Here is a 14691-nt window from a genome sequence, read left to right as displayed (position 1 = left end):
TCCATGACACTGACAGCTGAAGTTGTCACATCGGTCAAAGAAAAAGCGAAAAAAGCAAAGCATGTTTCAAAAAAACTAAGTTTACTTCAAACAGAGGAAAAGAATGACGCGCTTCTTAAAATGGCAGAAGCATTAGAGCGAAACAGCCGCTTCATTTTACAGGAGAATCAAAAGGATTTAGATGCTGGGAAAGAAAAGGGCTTCACAGAGGCACTCTTGGATCGATTAATGTTAAATGAAGAAAGAATTCATGAGTTTGCTGAAAGTTTGCGGCTCGTGACGAGATTAACAGATCCTGTTGGAGAAATATTGGATGAATGGACTCTTGATAACGGCTTACACGTAAAAAGCCGAAGAGTACCGCTCGGTGTGATCGGGATGATCTATGAAGCGAGACCGAACGTCACTGTCGATGCAGCAGGCCTTGCCTTAAAGGCAGGCAACTCAGTGATTTTAAAAGGCGGTTCCTCCGCTATTTCTTCCAACAAAGCCATTGTCAGTGTGATCCATGAAGCATTGGATCAAACAAAGATTCCTCGTGATGCGGTGCAATTGATTGAACAAACAGATCGTTCATCCGTTCAGGCGATGTTTCAACTAAAAGAGTGGATCGATGTTTTAATTCCGCGAGGTGGAGCATCTTTAATCAAAACAGTGGTAGAAGAATCCACTATCCCAGTGCTTGAAACAGGGACAGGGAACTGTCATGTCTTTATTGATCAAACCGCAAATGTGAAAAAAGCCATTGAAATTGTGATCAATGCAAAAACGAATCGTCCGGCTGTATGTAATGCACTTGAGACGCTGATCATTCATCGCGAATGGCTGAAAGAGAATGCAGCCTCATTAAATGAAGCTTTGCAGGAGCATCGTGTCACTGTACATGGCGACCAGGCAGCAGAGTCTTACTTTTCAAACGCGGTTCCTGCTGGAGAAGTGGATTGGACAGATGAGTATTTAAGTCTGGATCTTGCAGTAAAGGTAGTCGATTCACTCGAGGAAGCGATCAGCCATATCGATCAGTACGGCACAAAACATTCAGAAGCCATCGTGACAGAAGATGAAAAAAATGTACTCACGTTTCTAAACGAAGTCGATGCGGCGGCTGTTTATCATAACGCATCGACTCGCTTTACAGACGGCGGTGCACTTGGCTATGGAGCTGAAATCGGCATTTCCACGCAAAAGCTGCACGCCAGAGGGCCGATGGGACTTCCTGCACTCACGACAACTAAGCTGCTTCTGTGTGGTGACGGTCAGATTAGAAGCTAGAAAGATTCAAGAAACACTACCTTTTTTATGAGGTAGTGTTTTTTAGTGAGTTTATACGAATGAGTGAAAATTTAAATCACAATCTATATATTTACTTTTAAAACTATAATTGGTAGTCTGATTACAAATGTTGATTAACTATGGAGAATAGTAGGTTTCGTTAGAGAATAAATCAAAAATTTAGCTGAGTTATAAAAGGAGAAATGAGATGGATTCACTTATATTTTATGGAACAAGCGATGCTCAAGGGGTACCTAGATTGTTATGCAAGTGTCCAGTTTGTAAATCGGGCTTACCAGACAATCAACGAACTAGACCGAGTTGTGAATTTCATTTAGGCAACAAGAGCTATCTTATCGATATTTCACCCGATTTCAAGATCCAGTTTCAAACTTATAATAACAGAACAATTCCTTCAGTTGTGTTTATAACTCATTCTCATAACGATCATATCGGTGGTTTAGGTGATTTTGCAGATTTATGCTTCTGGCATAATCAACAAGTACAAATAGTGAGTCCTCCAGATGTAATTAATCAGTTAAAGGAGCGATTTCCTTACTTAAACAATAGAAAAGGGCTAACTTTTGTAGGAACAACGAAATGGGTAAGTGATGGCAATAAAATTTCTTTTCATTAAGTAAATCATGGTCATAACGGTTCGTCTTATGGAATTTTAGTTCAAAAAATAAATGGATATAAATGGGCCTATTTAACTGATTCCTTTCAAGTAACTGATGAGCAATGGCTGCCTTTCTACCACCTTGATTCATTGATATTCGGGACTTCTTTCTGGAAAGAAAATCAACCGCCCAATAAAAGGTCGGTTTATGATGTGAATGAAGCAATGGAGTTAAAACAAAAGTTACAACCGAAAAAAATGATCTTAACACACTTATCACATGACATAGACATCATTCAACGAGGTGAATACTTACCTAAGGATATGATGTTTGCATATGACGGTTTTAAAATAACGCTAGATTAATAAAAATCATAAAGTCGATCTTCGAATAGTAGAAGGATCGACTTTTGTGGTTGAAAGGATCTCAATTATGTTGTTATTGGTTTCATGACCTTCTCAAATTTAAAAAATTCAAATTCCTCAGGTGCTAAAGGTTCATTGCCTGGATCTGCTGCTTCATGAGGTGCGTTTGGGTCTGGATGGTGTAAGTGATAAAATTCAACTATTTGAAAGCCGCACTTATTGACATAAAAATGAATGTTGCGTTTTTCAAAGTATGGAGTCACAACCTCCCATACAATCGTTTCTGGATATTGCGCCTCGATGGCTTTCCATGCTGCCTGACCAATGCCCCGGCCGTGAAAGGATGATGAAATGTATAGCAAATCAACCGAGTTGTGATGTGTCTCTTGGTTGATTTTGATCACAACGCCGCCTGCCTTTTCACCATTTAGCATAATATGATAAACAATGTGTTCAATTGAATGAAAGGATTCATCAATCACTTCATCTGGAGGAATTGGTCCACCATGCGCATCGCCAAATGCATCGATCACGCCAGCTGTAAAAGCTTTCTGGAGCTCTTTTTTCATTGAAGGGAAGTCCTCTTTATTTGCTTGTGCTAATGTTACTTCATGTTGAGTTATTTTGTTCATTTTTTTATCCTTTCCATGCGTAGTGATGTTTCTGGATGTTATAATAAAGGATGGAGTTACTCCATAGTCAAGAAAGGAGCCTTCATCATGATCAATGATGTGCAAAAAACGTTTTTCACTGGAGAATTTGCCAAGCTATTTGATGTCAAAAAAGATACGCTTCTTTATTATGATAAAATCGATTTATTTAAGCCGGCTGGTGTTCACGAAAATGGATACCGCTACTATACACTTGAGCAATTTGACCATTTTATTGCGATTCAATCCTTGCGGGCTGTTCAATTTCCGATCAAAGAGTTAAAACAATATTTCACAGAACCTTCCCGCGAAAGACTGCAAAGCCTAGCGGCCGACCAAATAAAAAAGGTCAAACAAGAGATTGAAAAACTTCAAGACATCCAGGCTTTTCTTATGCGGGTGATGGAGACGACACATGAATTAGCAAATGTGAAAATAGGGGAGGTCCTGTTTCAAGAGCTGCCAGAAGAACCTGTTGTACTAAGTGCATCAAACCCGATCGACTTCAATACACCTGTAGAAGAAATATCACGTATTGTAGGGGAATTTTTAAAGGGAGTTGGCATAAAAGGGGCTGCGGCAAATGGTTCTGTCTTAAAAAAGGAGCAGTTCCGTAAGCGGCACTATCATCAGTCAGATCAGCTGTTCTGCCGAATGGATGGCCCGGGGGCAGTCAAAAAACCTGGCGGGCTCTATGCGGTGATGTATGATCAAGGAACATTTGATGAGATCGAATCTGCTTATTCGCATTTGTTAGATGAAATCGAGAAAGAAGGCATGATGCTGGATGGAGATGTATTTGAGGAGTATTTACTTCATTCGCTCATGTCTAAAGATGAAGCAGAGTATATAACGAAGCTCAGTGTAAAAGTAAAGAAGCGAGCAGATGACAATTGAAAAGAGGATAGACAGCATGTGACATGCGTGTCTATCCTCTTTTTTTGATGTTATCCCACTTGATTTTCGGCAAATTGACTCATATATAAGTCTGCATAGAAGCCTTTTTGTTTTAAAAGTTCGCTGTGCGATCCTTTTTCAATGATGCTTCCATCCTTCATGACTAAAATAAGGTCTGCATCCTTGATTGTTGAAAGTCTGTGTGCAATCACGAAGCTCGTTCTGCCTTTCATCAATTCATTCATTGCTTTTTGAATATGCATCTCTGTCCGTGTATCCACACTGCTTGTTGCTTCATCTAATATCAAGATCTTTGGATCAGATAAAATGGCACGGGCGATGGTTAACAGCTGGCGCTGACCTTGAGACAGGTTGCCTGCATCTTCTGTTAACAGTGTGTCATATCCATCTGGAAGCGTGCGGATGAAATCATCTGCATAGGCATGTTTGGCGGCTTTGATGACATCCTCTTTGGAAACGTGCTGCCTGCCATAGGCAATGTTGTCGTAAATCGTTCCTTCAAAGAGCCATGTATCTTGAAGAACCATCGCAAATAATTCTCGTACTTGCTGACGGCTGAGGTCAGTTGTTTTGATACCGCCAATGCGTATGGATCCTTGATCTAATTCGTAAAAACGCATTAAAAGATTAATGATGGTCGTTTTTCCCGCACCTGTTGGTCCGACAATGGCAACCGTCTGTCCTTCTTGCACATCTAAATTCAAATCTTTAATAATCGGATGACCTTTTTCATATCCGAATTGAACTTGTTCAAAGCTCACATCACCTGAGAGTGATGCAAGATCAATTGCCGCATCTTCTTCGGTACTTTCTTCTTCCTCATCGAGAATTTCAAACACCCTTTCAGCAGAAGCGATCGCCGATTGAACTAAGTTTGCGACGCTTGATGCTTGCACAAGCGGCTGAGACATTTGCTGTGTGTATTGGATAAACGCCTGCACATCCCCGACACGAATATTCCCGTTAATGACAAGAATCCCGCCGGCTACACTGACTGCCACATAGCCAAGGTTCCCGATAAAGGTCATCATTGGCATCATTAAACCAGAAATGAACTGCGCTTTCCTTGATGATTCATACAGCTTTTCATTTAATTCATCAAATGTATCGATTGCTTTCTTTTCGTAGCCATACGCACGAACTGTCTGATGTCCTGTGAACATCTCATTGATATGTCCATTGATCGTGCCAAGCTCTTTTTGCTGCGCTTTAAAATGCTTTTGAGAAAATGACGTAATACCGCGAATCGCAAACATGCTGAGTGGCAGCGTCAAACAAACAAGCAATGTAAGCAGCGGACTGATGAAGAGCATCATGACGACAATCCCAATGACTGTAATCACAGATGTAATCACTTGGGTGAGCGCCTGCTGAAGCGATGTATTAATATTATCGATATCATTCATCACACGGCTTAGCGTGTCCCCGTGGGTTGTTTTATCAAAATAACGAAGGGGGAGACGTGTGAGCTTGTCATTTGCTTCCTGCCGTAATTCAGCAATGGTCTGTTGAGAGACACCAGCCATGACATATTGCTGAACGAATGAAAAGAGGGAAGCAACGACGTACAGCACGACAAGCAGCAATAAAATCCGTGAAATGACGTCAAATTGAACGGCTGTTCCATTCGTAAAGCTGTCAAATAGGGAAGAGGTGGCATCCCCAAGCAGCTTTGGACTAATGACGTTAAAGACAGTTGAACCAATCGCTGCAATAAAGACGATGATCAGCTGAAATTTCCTTGGTTTTAAATAGCCTGTCAAACGTAGCAGTGTTTTCTTAAATTCCTTCGGTTTTGCGGCTGGCCCTTTAGGGTGGCCGCCTTTATGGCCCATGCCAGAAGACATTTTCTTACTCATCCTCGCTCACCTCCTGACCTTCCTGAGAGGCGACAATCTCTTGGTATACAAGATTGTCCTTTAATAATTGTTCATGTGTTCCGATACCTGCGATTTTCCCTTCATCAAGTACAATGATTTTATCACTATGTTTCACTGTACTGATTCGTTGAGCCACAATGATGAGGGCTGCATGAGCTTTTTCTGCTTCTAATGATGCCCGCAGTTTCGCATCTGTTTTGTAATCAAGTGCTGAAAAGCTATCGTCAAACAGATAGAATGATGGTCTTCTCACTAGCGCCCTTGCAATGGAAAGCCGCTGCTTTTGGCCGCCGGATAGATTGGAACCACCTTGATCAATTTCTGCATCAATTCCGCCATCTTTTTGCAAAACAAATTCTTCGGCCTGCGCAGTTCGCAGCGCCTGCCAGATGTCTTCATCGCTTGCATCCTGTTTGCCAAAGCGTACATTCTCGGCAATGGTTCCGCTGAATAAAACAGCTTTTTGAGAGACATAGCCCATTTGGTTTCTCAGTTTCTCCTGAGGCAGTTCTCTAATGTCTACACCATCTAGTGTAATCCGGCCTTCAGACACTTCATAAAAGCGCGTCATCAGCTGGAGAAGCGTTGTTTTCCCAGAACCCGTACTTCCGATGATGGCTGTCGTTTCACCAGTTTTGGCTTCAAACGTGATACCTTGAACGGCCGGTTTCTCAGCATTTGAGTAATAAAATGACACATCCTCAAAGCGAATGGATTGAGCGGGCTCGTGAAGCTCAGTCATAGATTCTTCTTTATCTTTAATCTTTGGTTCCATGTTTAACACTTCATTCATGCGTTTAGCTGATGCTTGTGCTCTTGGGACCATAATAAAGCTCATCGACAGCATAATAAGTGCCATTAAAATCATCATCGCATATTGAATGAAGGCAATGAGATTCCCAACTTCCATTTCTCCGGCATCAATTCGGTTTGCACCAAGCCAGACAATACCGATATTCGTGAAGTTCATGATGATCAGCATAAATGGAAACAAGTAAGCCATTAAACGGTTGACTTTAAGACCAGTGTCCTTATAGGACGTGTTGGCTTCTTGGAATCGCTCCTTTTCATCATCCACACGGTTAAATGCACGAATAACGCGGATGCCTGAAAGAGATTCCCGCATAATTAAATTCAGCCGGTCTGTTTTTTTCTGAAGCTGGCCGAATAGAGGGATGGCTTTTCTTGACACCAAATAGATGAATCCGCCAAGAAGGGGGAGGGCCGCTAAAAAGATAAGAGACAGGACAGCATCCCTGGAAACAGCCAAAATAATTCCGCCCACAAGCATGAGCGGGGCCCGCGTCATCATTTGTAAAATCATAATCGTCACATCTTGGACTTGTTTCACATCATTTGTTGATCTAGTAATAAAGGAAGATGTGCCGATCTTTTGAAATTCTTCTAATGAAAATTGCTCGACATGCACAAACAGCTGTCTTCTCATATCACGGCCGAAGCCAAGTGCTGTCTTTGATGACAAGTAAGACTTCCAAATGGTGAGCAAAATGGCGAGTAAAGAACAAGCCACCATCCAGCCACCAACCTTCCATATGTAAGCAATATCTCCCTGGACGATACCGACATCAACGATATCTGCTGTTAACGTCGGTAAATACAGCTGGAGCATACTGCTTAAAAAGGTGAGAATGACAATGGACACTACGGACAGCCGATACGGCTTTAAAAACGATAAAATTGATTTCATACGAATACCTTTCTTCCATATAGTCTTTTGTTCTGTAACCCATCATATACAAAGAGGGATTATTTCTACAAATGAAATGTCTTCTTTTAATGAATTATTTATATTGTTCAATTTTAGAAAAGAAATCCTTCACAAACACATAAAAATCATGGGCAGAAGGAGACATTTCGCGCGTTTTAGATGCAATAATGCCAACCGTTCGTCTCACTTGAGGAAAATCGATCGGAATTTTCACTGTAAATCGCGGTGTTGTTTCATAAAAGGCGCTTTCGGGTAATAAGGTAACACCCATACCTGCCGAGACGAGACCTTTAATCGCATCCAAATCTTCTCCTTCAGATGAAATGGTAGGCTCATAGCCTGCCTGCTTGCAAGCATCAACCGCAATTTGTCTCAGCACATACCCTTCAGGAAATAAAACGAAATGATCCCTTCTTAAATCACTTAAATGAATACTCCTTTGTCCGCTAAAGGGGTGGCTAACCGGTAAAAGGGCATATATGCTTTCGGAAAATAAAATATTTCCTTCTATTTGAGAATCGTTTGTCGGTACGGGTCCTAAAAAGGCGAGATCGATATCTCGATTTTTGACCGCTTCAATGAGAAATTTATAGGATCCTTGACGAAGTAAAAAATCGACCTCTGGATATTCCTGCTTAAAGGCGGAGATGACAGAAGGGAGTACTTGGCTTGCTAGACTTGTAGGAAAGCCAATATTCACCGTTCCTTTGTGTGGATCTAAGTATTCATCAATTTGCTCTTTCGCATAATCAATGGCTTTGAGTGCAGTTCTGACATGATCTAAAAATTGTCTGCCGATCTTCGTTAATTTGATATTTCGTCCTTCTCGTTCGAATAAGGCCACTCCAAGCTCTTCTTCTAAATTCGCAATCTGCCGGCTGATGGCAGATTGGGCAACATGTAAGTTTTCAGCCGCTTCTGACACGTGTTCACGGTCTGCGACTTCTACAAAATAACGTAACTGACGAAGCTCCATTTTTGCACTTCACACCCATCTATCTCAAAAAGAGATTGTTTTGATCTAAATTATATATTGTTTATATCAATTTGAAAACTTAAAATAAGTTACAGAGTTTGTGAGATTTTATTACTGTGAAAAAACGGATCTTTTAAACGGGGGAGAGAAACGATGACTTATAATCAACTACCACAACCACAAGGTCTCTACCGTCCTGAATTTGAACATGATGCATGTGGAATCGGACTGTACGCCCATTTAAAAGGGGAGGCGACACATAGCATCGTCAAAAAGGGATTACAAATGCTGTGCCAGCTTGATCATCGCGGCGGGCAAGGCAGTGATCCGTATACAGGTGATGGTGCCGGTTTAATGGTACAGCTGCCAGACGCTTTCTTTAGAAAGAACTGCAAAGAATTTGCACTTCCTGAAAAAGGCCGTTACGGGGTAGGAATGGTCTTCTTTTCAAAAGATGATGACGAAAAAACGCGTCAAGCCATCGAACAGAAAATCAACGGGTTCATTAAACAAGAAGGTCAAACATTAATTGGCTGGAGAACGGTTCCTGTCGATCCAGGAAAAATTGGTACTGTCGCAGCGAAGAGCTGTCCGGTTGTGAGACAGGTCTTTATCGGAGCAAACGACAACATCACAGATCGTTTGTCATTTGAACGAAAATTATATGTCATCCGAAAGCAGGCTGAGAACTGGGGAACAAGAGAGGAAAAGCAATTTTACTTTGTCAGCCTGTCGAGTCAAACCATCGTATACAAGGGGCTTTTAACATCAGATCAAGTCGATGCTTTTTATCTTGATCTACAGGATGAAACATTTGTTTCTGCATTTTCACTTGTTCATTCAAGATTTAGTACAAATACATTTCCTACATGGGAAAGAGCCCATCCAAACCGTTACTTAATTCACAACGGAGAAATCAACACATTAAGAGGAAACATCAATTGGATGAGAGCAAGAGAACAACAATTCGTATCTGAAGCCTTCGGAGACGATTTAGACAAGATTTTGCCAGTGCTGAATGCAGACGGAAGTGATTCATCCATTTTAGACAATGCCTTTGAATTCTTTGTGCTTGCAGGCCGTACACCTGCTCATACAGCAATGATGCTGATTCCTGAGCCTTGGACGGAAAACACGCACATGTCGAAAGAGAAACGGGCATTTTATGAATACCATAGTTCTCTCATGGAGCCGTGGGATGGACCAACAGCCATTTCCTTTACGGACGGGAAACAAATCGGAGCGATCTTAGACCGAAACGGATTGAGACCGGCAAGATATTATGTCACGAATGATGATCATATCATTTTCTCTTCTGAGGTTGGCGTAATTGACACAAATGAAGAAGATGTGAAGTATAAAGATCGTCTTGAGCCTGGAAAAATGCTGCTCATTGATCTAGAAGAAGGACGAATTATTTCTGACGAAGAAGTGAAATCGACCATTGCGAATGAACTGCCTTATCAAAAATGGCTCGATGAAGAAATGGTTCACGTCAATCGCTCGGAAGAAAATTCAGAAAATTCTAGTATAATGGATGATTTATTGACGCGTCAGCGTGCGTTCCATTATACGTATGAAGACATTCAAAAGTATTTAATTCCTTTACTAGAGGAAGGCAAGGACCCAATCGGTTCAATGGGAAGTGACACACCGCTTGCTGTGTTATCAGATCGTGCGCAGTCTCTTTTTCATTATTTTAAGCAGCTGTTTGCACAAGTCACAAACCCGCCGATCGATGCCATTCGTGAGCAGCTCGTGACATCAACCATGACTTGGTTAGGAGCCGAAGGCGATATTTTACATCCGAATGAATATTCATGCCGAAGAATTAAACTTTATACACCGGTCTTAACGAGCGGACAATTTAACGGCTTGAAAACGATTGTTCATAATGCCTTTAAAAGCAAAACAATCCATACACTTTTCACCGATGATTTAAAGCGCGGACTGGATGCGATGTTTGAAGAGGCGGAAAAAGCGATCAGAGAAGGTGTCTCTTTATTAATCCTTTCAGATCGTGAAATGACAGCACAAAAAGTACCGATTCCACCACTTCTTGCGCTAAGTGCACTTCATCAGCATCTTGTGCGTCAAGGTCTACGGACAAAGGTCAGTCTGATCGTTGAATCTGGAGAGGTGAGAGAGGTCCATCATTTTGCCGCACTAATTGGCTACGGCGCAGATGCGATTCACCCTTACCTTGTCTATGAAACGTACAAACAGCTGATTGCAGACGAAGCGATTTCGATCAGCTTTGATGAAGCTGTTACAAAGTTTGGTAAAAGTGTGACAGAAGGTGTCGTCAAAGTCATGTCCAAAGTGGGAATTTCCACTGTGCAGAGCTATAGAGGCGCGCAAATCTTTGAAGCGGTCGGGATTAGTGAAGACGTCATTCAAGCGTATTTCACAGGAACAGCTTCTCAGCTTGGCGGGATTGATCTTGACACCATTGCTCATGAGGCAAAACTCCGCCATGAAGCAGGGTATCAAGCAGCAACTGACCAGACACTTGAATCAGGCAGTGAATTCCAGTGGAGAAAAAATGGAGAGCATCATGCCTTTAACCCAAAAACGATCCATACGCTCCAGTGGGCATGCCGTAATGAAGATTACGATCTATTTAAACAATATACAAAAGCAGCAGATGAAGAAAGAATCGGCTTCCTCAGAAACTTGTTTGCATTTCAGCCAAAACAAAAGCCGGTTCGTCTGGAAGAGGTTGAATCTGCTGAATCCATCGTGCGCCGCTTTAAGACAGGTGCCATGTCATTTGGATCTTTAAGTAAAGAAGCGCATGAGGCACTTGCGATTGCGATGAACCGAATTGGCGGTAAAAGTAACAGCGGAGAAGGCGGAGAAGATCCTGCCCGCTTTACAGTAGATGAACACGGTGATGACCGCAGAAGTGCGATTAAACAAATCGCTTCTGGCCGATTTGGTGTGAAAAGTCATTACTTGGTCAATGCAGATGAACTGCAAATTAAAATGGCGCAAGGAGCAAAACCTGGAGAAGGCGGACAGCTGCCAGGAAATAAAGTGTATCCTTGGGTGGCCGATGTACGTGGTTCTACGCCAGGTGTCGGATTGATTTCACCACCGCCGCATCATGATATTTATTCCATTGAGGATTTGGCACAGCTGATTCATGATTTGAAAAACGCGAACCGTGATGCACGCATCAGTGTCAAGCTTGTATCTAAAGCCGGCGTTGGCACGATTGCAGCAGGTGTAGCAAAAGGAACTGCGGACGTCATTGTCATCAGTGGTTATGATGGCGGTACAGGAGCTTCACCGAAAACAAGTATTAAACACACAGGGCTTCCTTGGGAGCTTGGATTGGCAGAGGCGCATCAAACCCTTGTGTTAAATGGTCTACGCGAGAGAGTCGTTCTTGAAACAGACGGAAAGTTAATGACTGGCCGCGACGTTGTGATGGCTGCGATTTTAGGAGCAGAAGAATACGGCTTTGCGACAGCTCCACTTGTCGTGCTGGGCTGCGTGATGATGAGAGCATGTCATTTAGATACTTGCCCAGTCGGTGTTGCCACACAAAATCCAGAGCTTCGCAAAAAGTTCATGGGTAACCCTGATCACATTGTGAACTTCATGATGTTTATTGCAGAGGAAGTAAGAGAAATCTTAGCGGAACTTGGCTTTACATCAATGGATGAATTAATCGGACGTACGGACGTCCTAGCGGTCAGTGAACGAGTAAAAGCTCACTGGAAAGCAGGCCAGCTAAACCTTGAAACACTGCTTTATCAGCCAGAAGGAGCGCGGACATTCAGAACACCGCAAAATCATAAAATTGACGAATCGCTGGATATGAATGAAATCCTTCCTTATGTGCAAGAAGCGCTGAATCATCAAACACCGGTTGATCTATCATTGAACATTCGCAATATCAACCGTGTGGCCGGAACCATTACTGGCAGTGAAGTGTCTAAGCGCTACGGGGAAGAGGGCTTGCCAGAGGATACGATCACACTCAGATTCACTGGTTCAGCTGGACAAAGCTTTGGCGCATTTGTGCCAAAGGGCATGTCTCTCTATTTAACAGGTGATTCAAATGACTATATCGGCAAAGGACTCTCAGGAGGCAAAATTGCTGTTAAAACGTCTGATCATTTTGTACAAAATGGACATGAAAACGTCATTGTAGGAAACGTTGCATTTTACGGTGCAACTAGCGGAAAAGCTTATATTAACGGGCGTGCTGGTGAACGATTTGCTGTTCGTAATTCAGGTGTACATGTGGTTGTTGAAGGAATTGGAGATCACGGCTGTGAATACATGACTGGCGGACGTGTCGTTATTTTAGGAGACGTTGGGAAAAACTTTGGTGCAGGTATGTCTGGCGGTGTGGCTTACATCCATACATCAGATGCAAAACAGTTCAAAAGAATGTGCAATATGGAAATGATCATGTTTGAAAAGCTCACAGATCATGAAGAAGAACTAGAAGTAAAGCAAATGATCAAGGAACACCTTGATTATACAAACAGCTCAAAAGCAGCAGCACTTCTTGAAAACTGGGAGCAAGAAAAGGATCAATTCATCAAAGTCATTCCGAGAAATTACAAAATGATGCTTCAAAGTATTGAAGAACAAAAACAAGCGGGCCTCAGTCATGAAGAAGCGGTGATGTTTGCCTTTGAAGCAAACACAAGACCGAAAAATCAAGAAACGGCAAACGGGCAAAAAGCAGCCCTCGCTCATTAAGAAAGGGGAGAGGACAATGGGCAAAGCAACAGGTTTTATGGATTATAAAAGAGAAAAGCCAAATGAACGTGACCCTCTCACTCGTCAAAATGACTGGAAAGAATATTCAGCTCCTTATACAGATGACGTATTGAAAAAGCAGGGCGCTAGATGTATGGATTGCGGAACACCGTTTTGTCAAATTGGGATGGAGATCAGGGGCGGCGTGTCTGGCTGCCCGATCTACAACTTAATTCCAGAATGGAATGATCTTGTCTATCGCGGGAGATGGAAGGAAGCACTCGAAAGACTGCAAAAAACAAATAATTTCCCAGAGTTTACTGGGAGAGTATGTCCTGCACCTTGTGAAGGGTCATGTACAGTCGCTATCAATGATCCGGCTGTTTCGATTAAAAATATCGAACGCACGATCATTGATAAAGGTTTTGAAAATGGATGGATCACACCAAGAATCCCTTCAAGCCGTACAGGGAAGAAAATTGCCATTGTCGGCTCAGGACCAGCAGGACTTGCAAGTGCTGATCAATTAAACCAAGCAGGGCACGCTGTCACAGTGTTCGAGCGTTCTGACCGTCTTGGCGGACTGCTGACATACGGGATTCCGAATATGAAGCTCGACAAAGAAGTGGTCGAGCGAAGAGTCAAACTTCTAAGACAAGAAGGCATTGACTTTGTGACGAACACAGAAATCGGCGTAGATATAACTGCCGACGAACTGAAAGAGCAGTTTGATGCAGTTATCCTTTGTACAGGTGCACAAAAGCAGCGTGATCTGTTGATTGAGGGCCGGGAAGCAAAAGGGATTCACCTTGCGATGGATTATTTAACCCTTGCAACGAAAAGCATGCTTGATTCAGGATTTAAAGACAAAAACTTCATTGATGCAAAAGGAAAAGACGTGATTGTGATCGGCGGAGGAGATACAGGTGCAGACTGCGTTGCAACTGCACTTCGCCAAAAAGCAAAAAGTGTTGTTCAATTCGGGAAGCATCCAAAGCTTCCGGATACACGTGTAGGGGATAACATGTGGCCAGAACAGCCTTATGTTTTCTCGCTGGATTATGCTTATGAAGAAGCACAAGCAAAATTCGGAGAAGATCCGCGTCAATATTCAATTCAAACCACAAAGATTGTGGCAGATAAAAATGGGAAATTAAAAGAGCTTCATACCATTCAAATGGAAAAGGTGAAAAACGAACAAGGGAAGTTTGAATTTCATGAAATTCCAGGGACAGAAAAGGTATGGCCTGCTCAGCTCGTCTTTATTGCAATTGGTTTTGAGGGAACTGAACAGCCGCTTGTGAAACACTTTGGCTTGGACAGCAAAAACAATCGCATTGACGCAAAATATGGGGAATATACAACAAATGTAGAAGGCGTATTTGCAGCGGGAGATGCAAGACGCGGGCAAAGCTTGATTGTCTGGGCAATTAATGAAGGCAGACAAGTGGCGCACGAGGTAGACCGTTATTTAATGGGGAGTTCGGTTCTGCCAAAATAGGTCAAACAAAGGGTGTTACAATATAAAGAAAAGCCATGACCAACGTGTGGTCATG

Annotated in this window: 9 protein-coding genes and 1 pseudogene; 6 read left to right on the top strand and 4 right to left on the bottom strand. The window is 42.4% G+C overall.

What is annotated here, in order from left to right:
- Positions 1–3: 3 nt before the first annotated feature.
- The 3 genes and pseudogenes from MHI23_RS09605 to MHI23_RS09595 all read left to right on the top strand — a co-directional run.
- The gene (locus MHI23_RS09605) at positions 4–1272 is read left to right on the top strand and encodes a glutamate-5-semialdehyde dehydrogenase (protein ID WP_034621371.1); all 1269 of its coding nucleotides are present in this window, start codon (positions 4–6) and stop codon (positions 1270–1272) included.
- 208 nt (positions 1273–1480) lie between these two features.
- Positions 1481–1909, top strand: coding sequence for an MBL fold metallo-hydrolase (locus MHI23_RS09600; RefSeq protein ID WP_241743553.1), 429 nt, complete (start codon positions 1481–1483; stop codon positions 1907–1909).
- Positions 1910–1933: 24 nt separating this feature from the next.
- Positions 1934–2257, top strand: a pseudogene (locus MHI23_RS09595) (MBL fold metallo-hydrolase); the annotation flags it as partial.
- A 65-nt stretch (positions 2258–2322) separates the two neighbouring features.
- On the opposite strand, the gene MHI23_RS09590 reads toward MHI23_RS09595, so the two are convergent.
- Positions 2323–2889 carry a GNAT family N-acetyltransferase gene (locus MHI23_RS09590; RefSeq protein WP_342491926.1) on the bottom strand — a complete coding sequence of 189 codons (567 nt, stop codon included), beginning with the start codon at positions 2887–2889 and terminating at the stop codon, positions 2323–2325.
- 87 nt (positions 2890–2976) lie between these two features.
- Between MHI23_RS09590 and MHI23_RS09585 the strand changes: the two genes are divergently transcribed.
- Complete coding sequence (locus MHI23_RS09585) at positions 2977–3804, top strand: MerR family transcriptional regulator (protein ID WP_025093145.1); 828 nt, start codon at positions 2977–2979, stop codon at positions 3802–3804.
- A 50-nt stretch (positions 3805–3854) separates the two neighbouring features.
- Here the strand turns inward: MHI23_RS09585 and MHI23_RS09580 are convergent, their stop codons facing one another.
- The 3 genes from MHI23_RS09580 to MHI23_RS09570 form a co-directional block, all read right to left on the bottom strand.
- The gene (locus MHI23_RS09580; protein ID WP_198456995.1) at positions 3855–5684 is read right to left on the bottom strand and encodes an ABC transporter ATP-binding protein; all 1830 of its coding nucleotides are present in this window, start codon (positions 5682–5684) and stop codon (positions 3855–3857) included.
- Entirely contained in the window at positions 5677–7413 is a 1737-nt protein-coding gene (locus MHI23_RS09575) for an ABC transporter ATP-binding protein (RefSeq protein ID WP_197203089.1), read from the bottom strand. Before MHI23_RS09575 ends, MHI23_RS09580 begins: the two co-directional genes overlap by 8 nt.
- Positions 7414–7507: 94 nt before the next feature.
- A complete protein-coding gene (locus tag MHI23_RS09570; protein WP_024422648.1) occupies positions 7508–8410 on the bottom strand; it encodes a LysR family transcriptional regulator in 903 nt (300 codons plus the stop codon).
- Between the two features lie 153 nt (positions 8411–8563).
- On the opposite strand from MHI23_RS09570, the gene gltB reads away from it, so the two are divergent.
- Entirely contained in the window at positions 8564–13135 is a 4572-nt protein-coding gene (gene gltB, locus MHI23_RS09565) for a glutamate synthase large subunit (protein ID WP_342491925.1), read from the top strand.
- A gap of 16 nt (positions 13136–13151) precedes the next feature.
- Complete coding sequence (gltD, locus tag MHI23_RS09560; RefSeq protein ID WP_268421457.1) at positions 13152–14636, top strand: glutamate synthase small subunit; 1485 nt, start codon at positions 13152–13154, stop codon at positions 14634–14636.
- Positions 14637–14691 lie beyond the last annotated feature (55 nt).

The organism is Bacillus sp. FSL M7-0003, assembly GCF_038628485.1.
In the GTDB taxonomy this organism is placed as follows: Bacteria; Bacillota; Bacilli; order Bacillales; family Bacillaceae; genus Bacillus; species Bacillus safensis.
The sequence above is the reverse complement of the archived record's forward strand: the minus strand, read 5'-3'. Positions and strand labels throughout refer to the sequence as shown.

Excerpts from the sequence above, each read along its gene's own strand:
- MHI23_RS09605 (WP_034621371.1), top strand. The coding sequence starts at position 4 with ATGACACTGACAGCTGAAGTTGTCACATCGGTCAAAGAAAAAGCGAAA.
- MHI23_RS09600 (WP_241743553.1), top strand. The coding sequence starts at position 1,481 with ATGGATTCACTTATATTTTATGGAACAAGCGATGCTCAAGGGGTACCT.
- MHI23_RS09590 (WP_342491926.1), bottom strand. The coding sequence starts at position 2,889 with ATGAACAAAATAACTCAACATGAAGTAACATTAGCACAAGCAAATAAA.
- MHI23_RS09585 (WP_025093145.1), top strand. The coding sequence starts at position 2,977 with ATGATCAATGATGTGCAAAAAACGTTTTTCACTGGAGAATTTGCCAAG.
- MHI23_RS09580 (WP_198456995.1), bottom strand. The coding sequence starts at position 5,684 with ATGAGTAAGAAAATGTCTTCTGGCATGGGCCATAAAGGCGGCCACCCT.
- MHI23_RS09575 (WP_197203089.1), bottom strand. The coding sequence starts at position 7,413 with ATGAAATCAATTTTATCGTTTTTAAAGCCGTATCGGCTGTCCGTAGTG.
- MHI23_RS09570 (WP_024422648.1), bottom strand. The coding sequence starts at position 8,410 with ATGGAGCTTCGTCAGTTACGTTATTTTGTAGAAGTCGCAGACCGTGAA.
- gltB (WP_342491925.1), top strand. The coding sequence starts at position 8,564 with ATGACTTATAATCAACTACCACAACCACAAGGTCTCTACCGTCCTGAA.
- gltD (WP_268421457.1), top strand. The coding sequence starts at position 13,152 with ATGGGCAAAGCAACAGGTTTTATGGATTATAAAAGAGAAAAGCCAAAT.